The organism is Pantoea coffeiphila, from assembly GCF_016909495.1.
Taxonomy (GTDB): domain Bacteria; phylum Pseudomonadota; class Gammaproteobacteria; order Enterobacterales; family Enterobacteriaceae; genus Erwinia; species Erwinia coffeiphila.
This window is the reverse complement of the sequence record NZ_JAFBFW010000005.1, coordinates 519,147-536,944: the sequence shown is the minus strand read 5'-3', so window position 1 is coordinate 536,944 and position 17,798 is coordinate 519,147. Positions and strand designations below refer to the sequence as shown.

The window sequence follows — 17,798 nt, the reverse complement described above, 5'->3', positions numbered from 1 at the left end:
ACACATGTGTTGCGCATTGTGTGGCCTGCTTAAGCAGGCCATCAACTTAACTGCGCGATACTCTTTTGCGTACTTCCTTGCTACACCGAATTACCAGGTTTTACCAATGTTAAACTGGAACTGTTCGGCTTTATCTCCATCATACTTTTTAAACGGCTGAGCGTAGGAGAACACCAGAGGACCTAAAGGTGACATCCACTGCAACGCTAAGCCGGCAGACATACGAATGTTGCTTGGATCGCTATAGTCAGGAATACCAGCCGCACGCGTTTCGGCGGTGTTTTCCCACTTAGTATCCCAGACCGTACCCGCATCCACAAACAGTGACGTACGTACCGAGTTAGAGTACTTCTCACTGATAAATGGCGTTGGCGTAATCAGCTCAAGGCTGGCGACAGCCATAGCGTTACCACCGATCGCATCGTCTGAATTACAAACTTTGTTCACATCAGTGCCGGAACAGTCTGAAGAACCGTTGTTCAGGTATGACGCTTTCGGACCAATGTTATTAGAACGGAAGCCACGCACGGTGCTTGAACCACCGGCATAGAAGTTCTCGTAGAACGGCAGTTCTTTGCCGCTCAGACCATCACCATAGCCTACACGACCACGGCCTAACATCACCCAGGTGCGGTCCTGGTTTAGCGGCAGATACTGCTGCGTATCCAGCGTCGCTTTGTAGAAGGCGTTGTCTGAACCAGGAATAGTGATTTTACCATTCAGGTTAGTACGGTTACCGGCTGTCGGGAAGAAACCGCGGTCCAGCGTGTTGTACGTCCAACCGTAGTTGAAGGTGAAGTCATCCGCCGAGTAGTCTTCATCGCCATCAAGCGTCGGGTTTTTCCCTACGGAACGCAGATAGCGCCACATGGTGACCTGCGGCTGCATGTTTGACAGGCTGTTATGCACATAGCCAAGACCCACGCGCAGGGTGTTGTTTTCGTTCACCGGGAAGCCCAGCGTGCCGTCTAAACCATAGCTCTTGTTGGTATAGTCGGACAGGTCGGCATCGTCGGCTTTAAAGTCGTTATAGAACAGACGGCCGCCCAGGCTGACACCGTCGACCGTAAAGTACGGGTCGGTCAGTGAGAATTCAGCATAGGTCTGATAGTCATTTTTGGTTCCGCTAATACCGACGGTATTACCCGTACCCAGCCAGTTATCCTGGGTCACACCCACCTGGAAGCTGACACCGCTTTCAGTACCGTAACCGATACCAAAGTTCAGCGTACCGGTGTTGCGTTCTTTGACCTTGTAGACGACGTCTACCTGATCAGGTGAGCCAGGAACGCGCTGCGTGTCGGTATCTACGGTTTCGAAGTAGCCAAGGCGATTTAAACGCTCTTTGCCCTGCTCAACCAGATCGCTACCCAGCCATGCGCCTTCCATCTGACGCATTTCACGACGCAGTACGGAATCTTTCGAGGTATCGTTACCTTCGAAGCGCACTTTACGCACATAGTAACGGTTGCCCGCATCGACATTCACATGCAGCTTAACGGTTTTATTGCTGTCATCGATTTCAGGCTGAGTCTGAACGCGCGGGTAGGCATAGCCATAGCGCCCCAGAAGCTTCTTGATATCGTCTTCCATGCGGGTCACTTTCGCGCCGTTGTAGAGTTCACCCGGGGTGATTTTAGTCAGCCCTTCGATCTCGGCAGAGTGCCCGGCCAGGTTACCGCTTACCGTCACGCCAGAAAGCTTGTACTGATCGCCTTCGGTGATGTTAACGGTAATGTAGATGCCTTTTTTATCCGGCGTCAGGCTAACCTGGGTGGAATCGATGTTGAAACGAGCATAGCCGCGATCCAGATAGAAGCTGCGCAGCGTCTCAAGGTCACCGGCCAGTTTCTGTTTCTGGTATTTACGATCGCCCACCACGTTCCACCACGGCACTTCGTCACGCAGCTGGAAGCGGGAGATCAGCTCTTCAGAGCTGAAGGCTTTGTTACCCACGATGTTGATCTGCTGAATCTGTGCAGAAACACCTTCGGTAAACACCAGCTTCAGGTCAACACGGTTGCGCGGCAGCGGGGTTACCACTGCTTTAACGCTGGCACTGTATTTACCGACGCTGTAGTAGAAGTCTTCCAGTCCTTTTTCAATCGAGGAGATGGTGGTGCGATCCAGTGCTTCACCCACACGCACGCCTGAAGCTTCGAGGTTTTGCTTCAGCATGTCCTCTTTCACCGCTTTATTGCCGGAGAAAGTGATGCTGGCAATCGTCGGACGCTCTTTAACCTGAACAATCAGCGTGTTGCCGTCGCGCAGGACCTGAACGTCTTCAAAATTCCCGGTCGCAAAAAGTGCGCGGATAGTATTACTGAGATCTTCATCGGAGACAGTGTCTCCCACGCGGACTGGCATACTGAGCAATGCCGCACCGACGGCGACTCGCTGCAGGCCTTCGAAATGAATATCCTTCACTACGAATCCGTCTGCACCGTATACGGTAGCGCTGCTAAGCAGCAGCGACGCTATGAGCAACTTTTTCATCGCCATCGTTGTTATGCATTCTTCCTAACTGGTTCTCATCGCTTAAGGGGATTTCAGCTCACGCCGGCCTGTTGTGACCTTCGCTGGCTAATTCCTGAGCTCCTAGAGGCGCGAGAAATCATTGAATAGTGCAAGCCCCATTAACAGCACCAGCAAAATAGAGCCGATACGATAACTGAAGTCCTGAACTCGCTCGGACACCGGCTTCCCTTTGATCTTTTCGATCGCCAGGAACAACAGATGTCCACCATCTAACACCGGCAGTGGGAACAGGTTGATTATGCCAAGGTTCACGCTAATCAGAGCGAGGAACATCAGATAATAAATCAAGCCATACTCCGCTGACATCCCAGCCCCTTGGGCGATAGAAATCGGCCCGCTGAGATTGTTCAGTTTCACATCACCGACAATCAGTTTACCCAGCATGCTTACCGTTAACTTCATCAGCTGCCAGGTTTTTGCACTGGCCTCACCGATAGCGGCAAACGGTCCATACTGTCGTACCGTTCTGTACTCATCGGGCAGTGGAATAACCCGCGGGACTACCCCGGCAAACCCTTCTGCCTTATTACGCGGATTGATGTCCGGGGTCAGCGTTAAATCAACCGTGCCACCCTGACGTTCAACCTGCAGTGCAATCGCCGTTCCCGGATTATCACGCACTGTCGTCACAAAATCCTGCCACTGGTCCAGCGGCTGACCACTGACTTTAACGATCCTGTCGCCCGCTTGCAAACCCGCCTTACTTGCCGCGGAATTCTTCTGCACCTGCGCCAGTGTCGTTTCTATCTGTGGTCCACGGGGCTGAATACCCAGGGCCACAACCGGATCTTGCTTATCGGGTTCGAACTGCCAGTTGCGCAGATCGATGCGTTTGTCACTTGTCCGATCGCTACCGAACGGCGCTACGCTGACGGTGGTACTTTCATCACCAATCTTCGCAACGAGTGCCATACGCACAGCATCCCAATCAGGCGTTTCGATACCGTCAACGGCTTTAAGTTCCATGCCTGGGGTAATTTGCGCGATTGCAGCAGGCGAATTGCTGGTTATTTCACCAATAACCGGTCGAACACCGGGAACCCCGATGATAAATACCAGCCAGTAGGCAATGATAGCAAAGATGAAGTTGGCCATTGGCCCGGCGCCAATAATAGCTGCGCGCTGGAGAACGGTTTTATTGTTGAAGGATTGATGGCGAAGCTCCGGCGGCACGCTCTCAACACGCTCATCGAGCATCTTGACGTAGCCGCCGAGTGGGATCAGGGCGATAACGTACTCTGTTCCCTGCTTATCACGACGACGCCACAGGGCCTTACCAAAACCGACCGAGAAACGTTCGACTTTGACGCCACAGCGGCGGGCCACCCAAAAGTGACCAAACTCATGCACGGTGATTAAAATCCCCAGCGCAACGATAAAAGCAGCAAGACTCCAGAGTACGCTCAGCATAATGTTTCCCTACAGAGTCCCAAACACCAGCAGTAAAAGACAGGCAAAAACGGGAACCGCCGCGGTCAGACTATCAATACGATCGAGGATGCCACCGTGGCCAGGAATAAGATTACCGCTGTCCTTGATGCCCGCTTCACGCTTGAACATGCTCTCGGTCAAATCGCCCAGCACCGAGGCCAGTGCGGCCGCAATAGAGCAAACCAACAGCGTACCTAACGAAACCTCAAGTGGAGCAAACGCGCTGAACAACCACGAGAGCAGCGCAGAAGTGACCAGCCCACCGATAAAACCTTCCCAGGTTTTACCCGGAGAAACTTTCGGTGCCAGCTTATGTTTGCCAAACAGTTTGCCAAACATATAGGCACCGGAATCGGCGCCCCATACCAGCAGCATCACGTACAGTAGCCACCAGGCACCGGCGAAGTGGTCAGCTTCGTAATGATACTGGCGTAGTGCCAGCATGCCCCAGAAAAACGGTACTATCGTGAGCAAACCAAATATCAGTCTTAGCGGCTTTGACGTCCGCCAAAGCGCTGCGGAGCCCGGGTAGAACAGCACCAGCAGCAGCGCCGCAATCCACCAGCCTAAAGCAAGCCAGAGTGCACCGCTAACCTGAGGCAGCTGAACCAAATGTTGATAAGCCGGGAGAGTGATGAGCATAAATGCCAGCAGCAAGCCGCAAAGCAGCGCCAGCCAGATCCGCTGCGAACGCGAAGCGAAGCCGGAGAACTGCCCCCATTCCCAGGCAGCCAGCATGCTAATCACTAAAATGACGATCTCAAATCCTAACGGTGGCAGCAGAAACAGCGCTGCAATCACAATCGGAATTAAAATAAATGCGGTAATCAGGCGAGACTTTAGCAAAGATTACCCCCAGTGCGCCTATACGCTGCCGGGTGCTGCGCCGCCAAATCGGCGCTCTCGTTGTGCAAACGCATTCAGTGCACCTTCAAAAACTTGTTCATCAAAATCAGGCCAGAGAGTATCAGTAAACCAGAACTCTGCGTAGGCGACTTGCCACAGCAGGAAGTTACTGATGCGATGCTCTCCCCCAGTCCTTATTACTAAATCCACAGGGGCCAGTTCATTGAGGCAAAGATAGGGTTCCAGCGTCTCTTCCCCAATCTGATCGGGGCGAAGAAGACCTTCCTGGACCTGCTCGGCCAATTTTCTGACACCGTGGATAATATCCCAACGACCGCCATAATTCGCGGCTATGTTGAGCGTTAGTCCATTATTTTGTTGAGTAAGTTCCTCAGCGCGGCGAATACGTTCCTGCAAACGGGAATTAAAGCGGCTGATGTCACCGATAATTCTCAGTCTGACGTTATGCTTATGGAGACTTTTTACTTCGCTGTCGAGTGCCCAGACAAACAGCTCCATCAAAGCCAGAACTTCCTGCTGCGGACGATTCCAGTTTTCGCTGCTGAAGGCATACAGCGTCAGCGCGTCCAGCTTATTGCTGACGGCGAAACTGACGGCGCGGCGCACGGATTTAACTCCCGCTTTATGGCCGGAAATGCGCAGCTTACCCTGGTTTTTAGCCCAGCGGCCATTGCCATCCATAATGATGGCCACATGGCGAGGCTTCAGCCCCGTCTGGTCATCGCTTTGTAATAAATTTTCGGACGACATAACGCGTAATGATTTCCTTGTTCAGAAATACAACGGCTTTGGAATATTTCACCCGCACAGCACAAAATTCGTGCAAAAAGGGTTAGCTCATCCGCTTTATCACGTAGTACCTCTGTTCGGTGGGCGGAGACTATATCATCTCCTCCCGGTGCCCACAAATGGCGACGCGCGAAATCGCGTTACGCCGAGGGAGCAGAAAAACGAGGTACCAGGGACGTCGCCAAAGCACGCGCTTCGCGATCGATAGCGAGCACCGCCTCTACGCTCTGCGGCTCCTGGCTGGACAGTTTTTCCAGTACCGCAACATTGAGTGCTGCAATATCGGTAAAGCGGATTTGCGATGCCAGAAACGCCGCAACGGCGATCTCATTGGCCGCATTCAACGCGGTAGTCGCCGCCTGTCCGGCAAGACTCGCATCGATTGCCAGCTTCAGGCACGGATAACGCGCGTAGTCCGGCTCCGCAAAAGTGAGTGCCTTCATGCGGGTGAAATCCAGCGGCGGAGCACCTGAGTTAACGCGCTCCGGCCACGCCATCGCATGGGCAATTGGCGTACGCATATCCGGTGACCCCAGCTGCGCAATCACGCTGCCGTCACGGTAGCGAACCATCGAGTGGATAACAGACTGCGGATGCAGAATGACTTCCATCTGCGCATCCGTGGCGTTAAACAACCAGCGGGCTTCAATATATTCCAGGCCTTTGTTCATCATGGTGGCCGAATCAACGGAGATTTTTCTTCCCATTGACCAGTTCGGATGCGCACACGCCTGATCTGGCGTCACGTGGCGAAGCTCGGCCAACGGTGTATCGCGGAAGGGGCCACCTGACCCCGTGAGGATAATGCTATCAATGCCATTTTCCTCGAGAGAAGCGTACCCTAACTGCTGCTGTAAGGAAGCAGGCAAACTCTGAAAAATCGCATTGTGTTCACTATCAATGGGTAAAAGCTGAGCTTTTGACGCGCTGACAGCATCAAGGAACAGACGTCCGCAGGTCACCAACGCTTCTTTATTTGCCAGCAGCACCTGCTTACCGGCGCGAATGGCCGCCAGAGTCGGTAGTAAACCCGCCGCGCCGACAATCGCTGCCATCACCTGATCGACATCATCGAGCGAGGCCAGATCGCAGGCCGCCTGCTCGCCGCTCAGCACTTCCGTCTTCACGTTCAGGCTCTGCAGGCGCAGGCGCAGTTCTATCGCTGCCTGCTCATCCGACATCGCGGCATAAGTGGGGCGAAATTCCAGGCACTGCTCAACCATCAGTTCAACATTACGCCCGGCAACCAGTGCCCTGACGGAAAACAGATGAGGATTAGCACGAATGACGGCCAGCGTACTGGTGCCGATTGAACCGGTCGAACCGAGAATGGTCAATTGCTTCATGAGGCTGCTCTGTGTAGTGACCCGTCACAGGCGGCAACCAGGGAAAGGCAAAACCGCCCTTTGGGGGAATGAGTAAATGCAAAACGCCGCCAGATCGTCCGTTCCCAGGAAAGGCGATCTGTACGGCGTTTCATCGGATCATGATGAAATCAGAATTCCATCAGCTCCGCTTCTTTCTCGGCCAGTGCAGCATCAATTTTCTTGATACCAACATCGGTCATTTTCTGGATGTCTTCCTGTGAACGACGGTCATCGTCTTCACTGATTTCTTTGTCTTTCAGCAACGCTTTGACTTTGTCGTTGGCATCACGGCGCACGTTACGCACGGACACACGGCCCTGCTCTGCTTCACCGCGAACAATTTTAATCAAATCTTTACGACGTTCTTCCGTCAGCGCTGGCAGTGGGACACGGATATCGGTGCCCGCAGACATTGGGTTCAGACCGAGGTCGGAAGACATAATCGCTTTTTCAACAGCATTGCTGATTGAGCGGTCGAACACGTTGATTTTCAGCGTGCGGGAGTCTTCTACTGTGACGCTCGCCAGCTGGCGCAGCGGAGTTGCAGAACCGTAGTAATCGACCATGATGCCGTCGAGAATAGCCGGTGATGCGCGGCCGGTACGAATTTTACTGATGTTGTTTTTGAATGCTTCTACGCATTTATCCATGCGTACTTCTGCATCTTTCTTGATGTCGTTAATCACGTTGAAACCCTTGGATTCTGTTTGATCCACCAGCATCCGGCAGCGCCGGAAGCCGTTCAAATATATGTATACGCGTCATAATTCAAGCTGCAGGTACATTTACTGTAACCCCTCACCCCGGTCACACCGTTATCGGTGCTTCCGCTGACTCACGGCTTTGCCGCAGATCGAATTATTTAGAGTATGAAGGATAACCCTGACTGGCAGAATATACCTTATCTTAACCATTTTAAATGCAGACTGATATTAATGCGTAATCAGCGTGCCTTCTTTTTCGCCCATTACCACGCGACGCAGTGCGCCAGGTTTGTTCATATTGAACACGCGGATAGGCAGCTGGTGATCGCGCGCCAGCGTAAAGGCGGCCAGATCCATCACTTTCAGTTCCTGATCCAGCACCTCAGTATAGGTCAGCTGTTCATACAGCGTTGCATCCGGATTCTTCACCGGATCGGCAGAATAAACGCCATCCACTTTAGTGGCTTTCAGAACCACATCGGCTTCGATTTCGATGCCGCGCAGGCAGGCTGCGGAGTCAGTGGTAAAGAACGGGTTACCGGTACCGGCAGAGAAAATCACCACGCGGTTATTACGCAGCAGGCTAATCGCTTCTGCCCAGCTGTAGTTGTCGCAAACGCCGTTCAGCGGGATTGCCGACATCAGGCGAGCATTTACATAGGCGCGGTGCAGTGCATCACGCATTGCCAGGCCGTTCATCACGGTTGCCAGCATCCCCATGTGGTCGCCTACTACGCGGTTCATGCCGGCCTGTGCCAGGCCTGCACCACGGAACAGGTTCCCCCCACCGATGACCACGCCCACCTGAATGCCCAGTTCAACCAGCTCTTTCACTTCCTGAGCCATGCGATCCAGAACGCTGGCATCAATACCAAAGCCTTCTGCACCTTGCAGTGCTTCGCCACTCAGTTTCAGCAGGATACGTTGATATACGGGTTTTGCATTAGTCGCCATGGTGTTTTTTCCTGGAAGCAATCATCGAAAAAAGGGGTATAAACTGTGCGGTATCATCCTGGAAGCAGGAGAAGAATGCTATTGGGATGAGACTGAAATTGCGCTGCGCCAGAGGCAGGCAAAAAAGAACCGCCGTTCGGCGGTTCCTTTATCGAAATTAAGACTGTTGAGACATGGCAGCAACTTCTGCTGCGAAGTCAGACTCAACTTTCTCAATACCTTCGCCCACTTCAAAGCGGATGAAGTTAACAACGTCAGCGTTATGCTCTTTCAGAACCTGGCCCACGGTTTTGCTTGGGTCGATAACGAAAGGCTGGCCGGTCAGAGAAACTTCGCCGGTGAATTTCTTCATGCGGCCTTCAACCATTTTCTCTGCGATTTCTTTTGGCTTACCGGACTGCATGGCGATGTCCAGCTGAACCTTGTACTCTTTCTCAACCACTTCTGCAGAAACGTCTTCTGGCTTAACGAATTCTGGCTTGCTTGCTGCAACGTGCATTGCCAGCTGCTTAACCAGCTCTTCGTCTGCGCCTTTAGCAGAGATCAGAACGCCGATACGTGCGCCGTGCAGGTAGCTACCCAGCACTTCGCCTTCCAGAGAAGATACGCGACGAATGTTGATGTTTTCACCGATTTTAGCAACCAGCGCAACACGCTCTTCTTCGAACTGTGCTTTCAGCACTTCGATGTCAGTGATTTTGCCAGCAACTGCGGCATCCAGCACTTTATCAGCGAACGCCTGGAAGCCCGCATCTTTAGCAACGAAGTCGGTCTGGCAGTTAACTTCCAGAATCACGCTGTAGTTACCAACGATTTTGGTTTTGATCACGCCGTCAGCAGCAACGTTGCCTGCTTTCTTAGCGGCTTTGATCGCGCCAGATTTACGCATGTTCTCGATCGCCAGCTCGATGTCGCCGCTCGCTTCGGTCAGTGCTTTTTTACAATCCATCATGCCAGCGCCAGTACGCTCGCGCAGTTCTTTTACCAGAGCAGCGGTAATTTCAGCCATTCTCTAATCCTCGGTTAGTCAGCATCTGCTGCAGCTCGCCATTGGGCAAGTCCACATCACATGTCTATTTCTCGGGAGATACATTCTGCCTCGCCGATTGTGACAAACGGCAAAGCGAAGTCGAAAAAATAAAGGGGCCATTCTGGCCCCTTACAGATTTACATCTGATTGATAAGGGCTCTGTTAAGAGCAAGCCTTATTACTCAGCTTCGGCGAAGGTTTCTTCTGCCTGCTGAGCCAGGTCCTGAGAGCGACCTTCACGTACAGTGGTAGCCACTGCAGTCAGGTACAGGCTAACAGCACGGATTGCATCGTCATTACCAGGGATAATGAAGTCAACGCCGTCTGGATCAGAGTTGGTATCAACGATAGCAAATACTGGGATACCCAGGTTGTTTGCTTCTTTGATAGCGATGTGTTCGTGATCTGCATCAACAACAAACAGTGCGTCTGGCAGGCCGCCCATGTCTTTAATACCGCCCAGGCTGTTTTCCAGCTTGGCCAGTTCACGGTTGCGCATCAACGCTTCTTTCTTAGTCAGTTTGTCGAAGGTACCGTCCTGAGACTGAGTTTCCAGATCTTTCAGACGTTTGATTGACTGACGAACGGTTTTCCAGTTAGTCAGCATACCACCCAACCAGCGGTGGTTAACGAAGAACTGGTCGCAGCTCAGAGCGTGCTCTTTTACCGCTTCGCTTGCAGCGCGCTTAGTACCAACAAACAGGATCTTGCCTTTACGAGCAGCGATCTTGTTCAGCTCAGCCAGAGCTTCGTTGAACATTGGTACAGTTTTCTCAAGGTTGATGATGTGAACTTTGTTACGTGCGCCGAAGATGAATGGCTTCATTTTCGGGTTCCAGTAACGGGTCTGGTGACCGAAGTGAACACCAGCCTTGAGCATGTCGCGCATGGAAACAGTTGCCATGATTACCTCTAAATAGATTGATTGGGGTTAGGCCTCCACGTATCCCATACAACCGACCACAAAAGCGTTAACGCGTTTGGGCACCCCGGAGTAAGGTGTCGATACGTGTGTGTTATTTACACAAAGTGAGATTTTCGCGTCCTCTGCCGGGGAATAATCCACCGAACAAAGAATCGTCGGCGCGCTTTATACCATAAAGCAGCCGTTGACGCCAATAGTTGTTGCCGCTTTACGCTGCGCTGCATCACCCATACCAATAGCGAACAAGCATCGCCATAAACGACAATTGGCAGCGTCCGGACGGGCTGTTACCATTGCAGCACTTTCTTTATTATTGTCGAAAATGACGACAAATGCGGACTTAATGAATGGCAATTTCAATTAAAACACCTGAAGAAATCGAAAAAATGCGCGTGGCCGGTCGCCTCGCAGCCGAAGTTCTTGAGATGATCGAACCTCACGTTAAACCCGGCGTCAGCACCGGAGAACTGGACCGCCTGTGCCACGATCACATCGTCAACAAACAGCAGGCCGTTTCCGCCTGTCTCGGCTATCACGGCTTCCCGAAATCGGTATGTATTTCGGTCAACGAAGTGGTGTGCCACGGTATCCCAAGCGATGAAAAAATCCTGAAGGATGGCGACGTTGTCAATATCGACGTTACCGTCATCAAAGATGAGTATCACGGTGACACCTCTACGATGTTTATTGTTGGTAAGCCAACGATTCAGGGCGAACGCCTGTGCCGTGTCACCCAGGAGAGCCTGTATCTGGCGCTGCGCATGGTTAAGCCGGGCATTCGCCTGCGCAGCCTGGGCCGCGAAATTCAGAAATTTGTTGAAGCCGAGCAGTTCTCGGTGGTGCGCGAATACTGCGGCCACGGTATCGGTAAAGGCTTCCATGAAGAACCGCAGGTTCTGCACTACGATGCCGATGACGGCGGTGTAGTACTGCAGGCTGGCATGGCATTTACCATTGAACCGATGGTCAACGTCGGTGATTACCGCATTCGTACGATGAAAGACGGCTGGACGGTAAAAACCAAAGATCGCAGCTTGTCCGCGCAGTATGAACACACTATTGTAGTAACGGAAAACGGCTGCGAAATTATGACGCTGCGTAAAGATGAAACCCTTCCGTCCGTTCTGACGCACGAAGGCTAATCGCCGTAAAATCGACCCTTACAGTGAGTCTGAAGCCGGCACCCGCCGGCTTTTTTAATGTCTGCAGTATCTGTCCGGAGCGGTGAAATGAATAAAGATGTGACCGATGCCAGCACGCTGAAAATATTAACCAAGTCGCCCATACTTTGGGAAGATGCTGAAATCACTCGCGAATTCCTGAAGACTCATCTGGATAACTTTCAGCAACATCTGGCCGGTGCCTTCGATGCAGGCCAGGATGCGGAAAGCCTGATTGCCGCACGCACGTTGTTCATCGATCGGCTGCTGCGCCGTCTGTGGCGCTTCTTTGGCTTCCCGGAAAAAGAAGGTATTGCCCTGGTTGCGGTCGGCGGCTACGGGCGCGGTGAACTGCACCCGCTCTCCGATATTGATGTGCTGATCCTCAGCCGCAAGCCGCTTTCCGATGCTGACGCACAGCGTACCAGCGATCTGCTGACGCTAATGTGGGACCTCCGGCTTGAAGTTGGCCATAGCGTACGCACGCTGGAAGAGTGCCTGTTGGAGGGGCTGTCCGATCTGACCGTGGCGACCAACCTGATTGAGTCGCGCATGCTGACCGGCGATCTGGCGCTGTTTCTGGAGATGCAGAAAAACGTCTTCAGCGATGGTTTCTGGCCTTCCGACCGCTTCTTCGCGGCAAAAATTAACGAACAGCAGGAGCGCCATAAACGCTATCACGGCACCAGCTATAACCTTGAGCCAGACATCAAAAGCAGCCCCGGCGGCCTGCGCGATATTCACACCCTGCTGTGGGTTGCGCGCCGCCACTTTGGCGCAACGTCCCTGGATGAGATGGTCGGCTTTGGCTTTTTAACTCAGGCCGAACGCAATGAACTCAACGAGTGCCAGAGCTTTCTGTGGCGGATACGCTTCGCCCTGCACCTGACGCTGACCCGCTACGATAACCGCCTGCTGTTCGACCGACAGCTCAATGTTGCCCGGCGCCTCAACTATCAGGGCGAAGGCAATGAGCCGGTTGAGCGCATGATGAAAGATTTCTTCCGCGTCACCCGCCGCGTGGCCGAGCTGAATCAGATGCTGCTACAGCTGTTTGATGAGGCCATTCTTGCCCTGCCGACGGACGAAAAGCCGCGCCCTATTGATGATGATTTCCAACTGCGCGGATCGCTGATCGATCTGCGCGATGAAACGCTGTTCAACCGCGAGCCGGAAGCGATTATGCGCATGTTTTACACCATGGTGCGCACGCCAAAAATCACCGGCATCTACTCTACAACCCTGCGCCATCTTCGCCACGCGCGGCGCAACCTGAAACAGCCTCTGTGCACCATCCCTGTCGCACGCGAGCTGTTTATGTCGATTCTGCGCCATCCGGGGGCGGTCAGCCGGGCGCTGGTTCCGATGCATCGCCACAGCGTGCTGTGGGCCTATATGCCGCAGTGGAGCAATATTGTCGGCCAGATGCAGTTCGACCTGTTCCATGCCTACACGGTTGATGAACACACCATTCGCGTGCTGCAAAAGTTGGAAAGCTTTGCCAATGAAGAAACCCGCTCACTTCATCCACTCTGCGTAGAGCTGTGGCCGCGCCTGCCGCAGCTGGAGCTGCTGCTGATGGCCGCCCTGTTCCACGACATTGCCAAAGGACGCGGCGGCGACCATTCGATTCTCGGCGCGCAGGATGCGCTGGAGTTTGCTGAGATGCACGGCCTGAACTCGCGGGAAACCCAGCTGGTTGCCTGGCTGGTGCGCCACCACCTGCTGATGTCGGTCACCGCCCAGCGCCGTGACATTCAGGACCCGACCGTTATTCAGCAGTTTGCCGAAGTGATGCAGAACGAAAACCGCCTGCGCTATCTGGTCTGCCTGACCGTCGCCGATATCTGCGCCACCAATGAAACCCTGTGGAACAGCTGGAAGCAGAGCCTGCTGCGCGAGCTGTTCTTCGCTACTGAGAAACAGCTGCGTCGGGGCATGGAAAACAGCCCTGACCTGCGCGAGCGCGTACGCCACCACCGCCTGCAGGCGCTGGCCCTGCTGCGGATGGACAATATTAACGAAGAGGCACTGCATCAGATTTGGGGGCGCTGTCGCGCGGATTACTTCCTGCGACATACGCCGAATCAGCTGGCCTGGCACGCTCGCCATCTGATGAAGCACGATCTCGACCAGCCGCTGATCCTCGTCAGCCCGCAGGCGACGCGCGGCGGCACCGAGATCTTTATCTGGAGCCCGGATCGCCCTTATCTGTTTGCCGCCGTTGCCGGTGAGCTGGATCGCCGCAACCTCAGCGTTCACGACGCGCAAATCTTTACCAGCCGCGACGGCATGGCCATGGATACGTTTATCGTGCTGGAGCCAGACGGCAGCCCGCTGTCGGCCGATCGGCATGAGCTGACCCGCCACGCGCTGGAACAGGCAATCACCCAGAGCAGCTGGCAGCCTCCGCGTGCCCGTCGTCAGTCGGCGCGGCTGAAGCACTTTAATGTCGATACCGAGGTCAACTTCCTGCCGACCCACACCGATCGCCGCACCTACCTGGAACTCATCGCCCTCGATCAGCCAGGATTACTTGCCCGCGTAGGGGAAGTTTTTGCCGACCTGAATATTTCGCTGCACGGGGCGCGGATCAGTACGATTGGGGAACGGGTAGAGGATTTATTTATCCTTGCTAACAGCGATCGGCGGGCATTAGATGCAGAAATGCGCGAAGTGCTGCAACAACGGTTGACAGAGGCCCTTAATCCAAACGATAAAGTGTGACCCGGATTTACTTTTTAACCTCGCCACCCCGCAATGCCTTATAAACCGCATTGTTATGCGGTTTCACGGGATGGCAGAACCAGGAAAGCAGAAACCATGCAACAGTTACAGAGTGTTATTGAAGCGGCCTTTGAGCGCCGTGCTGACATCACCCCAGCGAATGCTGACACCGTTACCCGTGAAGCGGTTAACCAGGTTATCGCCCTGCTGGACAGCGGTGCCCTGCGTGTAGCAGAAAAAATTGACGGCCAGTGGGTGACGCATCAGTGGCTGAAGAAAGCCGTTCTGCTCTCTTTCCGCATCAATGACAATCAGGTAATTGATGGCGCAGAGAGCCGTTACTACGACAAAGTTCCGATGAAATTCGCTGACTACGACGACGCGCGTTTCAAAAAAGAAGGCTTCCGCGTTGTACCACCGGCCGCAGTACGCCAGGGTGCATACATCGCCCGCAACACCGTTCTGATGCCGTCTTACGTCAACATCGGTGCTTATGTTGATGAAGGCTCAATGGTGGATACCTGGGCGACCGTGGGTTCATGCGCGCAGATCGGTAAAAACGTTCACCTGTCAGGCGGCGTGGGCATCGGCGGTGTACTGGAGCCGCTGCAGGCTAACCCAACCATCATTGAAGATAACTGCTTCATCGGCGCACGTTCTGAGATCGTTGAAGGCGTGATCGTGGAAGAAGGTGCAGTGATCTCCATGGGCGTTTACATCGGCCAGAGCACCAAAATCTATGACCGCGAAACCGGTGAAGTTCACTACGGCCGCGTACCTGCTGGCTCCGTAGTGGTTTCCGGCAACCTGCCGTCTAAAGACGGTAGCTACAGCCTGTACTGCGCGGTGATCGTGAAGAAAGTTGACGCGAAAACCCGTGGCAAAGTCGGTATTAACGAGCTGCTGCGTACCATCGACTGATTTATCTGCGGGCCGCTGCGGCGGCCCGTAATTTTTTCTTTACGCTTTTCCGTTACACAACCGCTTTTTTGCCTTTCATCAGATAGTGATATTGCGCACATTCCAGGCGTATAATCCGCGCCAGTTAATTCCAGTATTAATTTTAAACGATCCTGACTGTTTCAGATGCATCCTTCGGATACACCGTAGTTTGAAACACACGAGCTAAGTGAAGACAAGGCGTAAGCGCGCAGCCACCAGAGCGTATAAAATACGTAGGTAAGGCCAGCTCTGCACAACGCAGTAGTCACAACGCGCAGCCGGATCGCCACCTAACTTATAAGGAACCGATGCTATGTATGACAATTTAAAAGGTCTGGGTATTACGTCGCCTGAAGATATCGATCGCTACAGCCTGCGCCAGGAAGCGAATAACGACATCCTGAAAATCTATTTCCGTAAGGATAAAGGCGAGTTTTTTGCCAAAAGCGTAAAATTCAAATATCCGCGCCAGCGCAAAACCGTAGTGGCCGATAACGCCAGCCAGGGCTACAAAGAGATTCAGGAAATCAGCCCGAATCTGCGCTACGTGATTGATGAACTGGATCAGATCTGCCAGCGCGATCAGGTTGAAGTCGATCTGAAACGCAAAATCCTGGACGATCTGCGTCATCTGGAAAGCGTGGTATCCAATAAAATCGCTGAGATTGAATCTGACCTGGATAAGCTGACCCGCGGCGGTCGCTAATTTATTCCGTTCGGCAGAATTAAAAAAAACGGTGCTATTTATTAGCACCGTTTTTTATTGCCCATCAGAAACGGCCGGATAGCCGGCCGTTATTCTGCGCTTACTGCATCAGCAGATAAATACTGCTGTCACCACGCTGAATATTCAGCGCCAGCACGGACGGTTTGGCATCCAGAATTTTACGCAGCTCGCCAAGGTTGGTAATAGGCTGCTGGTTAACACCGAGGATGATATCGTCTTTCTTCAGGCCAATACGCGCCGCAGCCGAACCGGCTTTCACGCTATCCACCTTCACGCCCTTAACGTCTTTGCTGTCGTAGTTGCTCAGCGCAGCGCCTTCAACGCCGGTATAAATAGTTCCAGAATCGACTTTTGCTCCCGCACTCTGCTGGAGTTCAACGTTGACCGTCAGCGGTTTGCCATCGCGGATCAGACCGAGCTCCATCTTGGTCCCCACCGGCAGCGATCCGACTTCAGCACGCAGCGCAGCAAAGCTGGAGATCGGCTTGTTGTTCAGCGAGACAATCACGTCCCCGGCTTTCACCCCGGCCTGCGCCGCAGAAGATTTCGGCAGCACCTGGCTGACGAACGCGCCGCGCTGAGCATCGACTTTCATCGCCTTCGCCAGCTCAGAGTTCAGCTCGGTCCCCATAATACCCAGCTCACCGCGTTTCACCTGGCCGAATTCAACCATCTGGCTGGTCAGGTTTTTCACCATATTACTTGGGATAGCGAAGCCAATACCGATGTTACCGCCGTCCGGTGCCAGGATCGCGGTATTAATCCCGATCAGTTCACCGTTCAGGTTAACCAGCGCACCGCCGGAGTTACCCCGGTTGATGGCGGCATCGGTCTGGATAAAGTTTTCATAATTTTCAACGTTCAGGCCGCTACGGCCCAGCGCGGATACGATACCCGAGGTCACGGTCTCGCCCAGGCCATAAGGGTTACCGATGGCCACGGTGTAATCACCTACACGCAGACTGTCGGAGTCGGCAATTTTCACTGCGGTCAGATTCCTGGCATCTTTCAGCTGGATCAGTGCGATATCAGAACGCGGATCTTTACCGATCACCTTCGCGTCGTACTTACGGCCATCGCTCAGCTGCACCAGAATTTTGGTGGCGTTATCCACCACGTGGTTGTTGGTTACCACATAACCTTTAGCGGCATCAATCACCACACCGGAACCGAGCGCGCGGAATTTCTGCTGCTGAGTATCATCACCGCCCGCACCGCCACCACCCTGGCCGCCCTGGCACATTGGCGAACTCTGGAACGGCGAACCGTCCTGGCAGAACGGAGAATTATCACCAAAGAACTGCTGGAACTGCTGCGGCAGGCGTGGAGTACGCACTGTGGTGCTGCCTTCGATATTGATGCTGACAACGGAAGGCATAACTTTTTCCAGCATCGGTGCCAGGCTTGGCAGCTGCTGAGTGGCGGTTGTTGATGACGCGGTTTCAGCGGCACTGACGGTAACAGGGGTCATTGCCAGTCCAATGCTGAAGGCCAGTGCGCTCAGTGCTAACGTTGTTTTTTTCATTCGTTGGATTCTCAAGTGATTCAGTTAAGTAACCATTGCTGCGGTCGTGTCATTGAGATTAATTTTTTAGCGCGAAGTTCATGTTTGAATATTGATGAAAAGTAAAAAAATA

At 53.3% G+C, this 17,798-nt stretch carries 15 protein-coding genes; 4 read left to right on the top strand and 11 right to left on the bottom strand.

Features of this window, described 5'->3' with window-relative positions; genetic code table 11:
• Nucleotides 1-90: 90 nt before the first annotated feature.
• The 10 genes from bamA to JOE09_RS18620 form a co-directional block, all read right to left on the bottom strand.
• Nucleotides 91-2,502 carry an outer membrane protein assembly factor BamA gene (bamA, locus tag JOE09_RS18665; protein ID WP_205066783.1) on the bottom strand — a complete coding sequence of 804 codons (2,412 nt, stop codon included), beginning with the start codon at nucleotides 2,500-2,502 and terminating at the stop codon, nucleotides 91-93.
• Between the two features lie 96 nt (nucleotides 2,503-2,598).
• A complete protein-coding gene (gene rseP / locus JOE09_RS18660) occupies nucleotides 2,599-3,948 on the bottom strand; it encodes a sigma E protease regulator RseP (protein ID WP_200545301.1) in 1,350 nt (449 codons plus the stop codon).
• Nucleotides 3,949-3,957: 9 nt separating this feature from the next.
• Nucleotides 3,958-4,815, bottom strand: a complete 858-nt coding sequence (gene cdsA / locus JOE09_RS18655; protein WP_105595445.1) for a phosphatidate cytidylyltransferase — start codon at nucleotides 4,813-4,815, stop codon at nucleotides 3,958-3,960.
• Between the two features lie 18 nt (nucleotides 4,816-4,833).
• A complete protein-coding gene (ispU, locus tag JOE09_RS18650) occupies nucleotides 4,834-5,586 on the bottom strand; it encodes a (2E,6E)-farnesyl-diphosphate-specific ditrans,polycis-undecaprenyl-diphosphate synthase (RefSeq protein ID WP_200545300.1) in 753 nt (250 codons plus the stop codon).
• A gap of 179 nt (nucleotides 5,587-5,765) precedes the next feature.
• The gene (gene ispC, locus JOE09_RS18645) at nucleotides 5,766-6,971 is read right to left on the bottom strand and encodes a 1-deoxy-D-xylulose-5-phosphate reductoisomerase (RefSeq protein ID WP_205066782.1); all 1,206 of its coding nucleotides are present in this window, start codon (nucleotides 6,969-6,971) and stop codon (nucleotides 5,766-5,768) included.
• Between the two features lie 149 nt (nucleotides 6,972-7,120).
• Nucleotides 7,121-7,678 (bottom strand): ribosome recycling factor, encoded by a 558-nt coding sequence (frr, locus tag JOE09_RS18640; RefSeq protein ID WP_205066813.1) that lies wholly within the window; start codon nucleotides 7,676-7,678, stop codon nucleotides 7,121-7,123.
• 246 nt (nucleotides 7,679-7,924) lie between these two features.
• Nucleotides 7,925-8,650 (bottom strand): UMP kinase, encoded by a 726-nt coding sequence (gene pyrH / locus JOE09_RS18635; protein WP_105595442.1) that lies wholly within the window; start codon nucleotides 8,648-8,650, stop codon nucleotides 7,925-7,927.
• A 157-nt stretch (nucleotides 8,651-8,807) separates the two neighbouring features.
• Nucleotides 8,808-9,659, bottom strand: coding sequence for a translation elongation factor Ts (gene tsf / locus JOE09_RS18630; protein ID WP_105595441.1), 852 nt, complete (start codon nucleotides 9,657-9,659; stop codon nucleotides 8,808-8,810).
• Between the two features lie 199 nt (nucleotides 9,660-9,858).
• Nucleotides 9,859-10,584: a 30S ribosomal protein S2 gene (gene rpsB, locus JOE09_RS18625; RefSeq protein WP_205066781.1), complete on the bottom strand. Its 726-nt coding sequence runs from the start codon at nucleotides 10,582-10,584 to the stop codon at nucleotides 9,859-9,861.
• 186 nt (nucleotides 10,585-10,770) lie between these two features.
• Nucleotides 10,771-10,965, bottom strand: coding sequence for a hypothetical protein (locus tag JOE09_RS18620; protein WP_146114203.1), 195 nt, complete (start codon nucleotides 10,963-10,965; stop codon nucleotides 10,771-10,773).
• On the opposite strand from JOE09_RS18620, the gene map reads away from it, so the two are divergent.
• From map to JOE09_RS18600, 4 genes are all read left to right on the top strand, one after another.
• Nucleotides 10,953-11,747, top strand: a complete 795-nt coding sequence (map, locus tag JOE09_RS18615; RefSeq protein ID WP_205066780.1) for a type I methionyl aminopeptidase — start codon at nucleotides 10,953-10,955, stop codon at nucleotides 11,745-11,747. The two genes, JOE09_RS18620 and map, sit on opposite strands and share 13 nt — an antisense overlap.
• 87 nt (nucleotides 11,748-11,834) lie before the next feature.
• Nucleotides 11,835-14,492 (top strand): bifunctional uridylyltransferase/uridylyl-removing protein GlnD, encoded by a 2,658-nt coding sequence (gene glnD, locus JOE09_RS18610; RefSeq protein ID WP_205066779.1) that lies wholly within the window; start codon nucleotides 11,835-11,837, stop codon nucleotides 14,490-14,492.
• A 96-nt stretch (nucleotides 14,493-14,588) separates the two neighbouring features.
• Complete coding sequence (dapD, locus tag JOE09_RS18605) at nucleotides 14,589-15,413, top strand: 2,3,4,5-tetrahydropyridine-2,6-dicarboxylate N-succinyltransferase (RefSeq protein ID WP_105595437.1); 825 nt, start codon at nucleotides 14,589-14,591, stop codon at nucleotides 15,411-15,413.
• Nucleotides 15,414-15,747: 334 nt separating this feature from the next.
• Nucleotides 15,748-16,140: a DUF3461 family protein gene (locus JOE09_RS18600; RefSeq protein WP_105595436.1), complete on the top strand. Its 393-nt coding sequence runs from the start codon at nucleotides 15,748-15,750 to the stop codon at nucleotides 16,138-16,140.
• Between the two features lie 100 nt (nucleotides 16,141-16,240).
• Here JOE09_RS18600 and degP read toward each other — a convergent pair whose 3' ends face one another.
• Nucleotides 16,241-17,686: a serine endoprotease DegP gene (degP, locus tag JOE09_RS18595; protein WP_205066778.1), complete on the bottom strand. Its 1,446-nt coding sequence runs from the start codon at nucleotides 17,684-17,686 to the stop codon at nucleotides 16,241-16,243.
• Nucleotides 17,687-17,798: the final 112 nt, after the last annotated feature.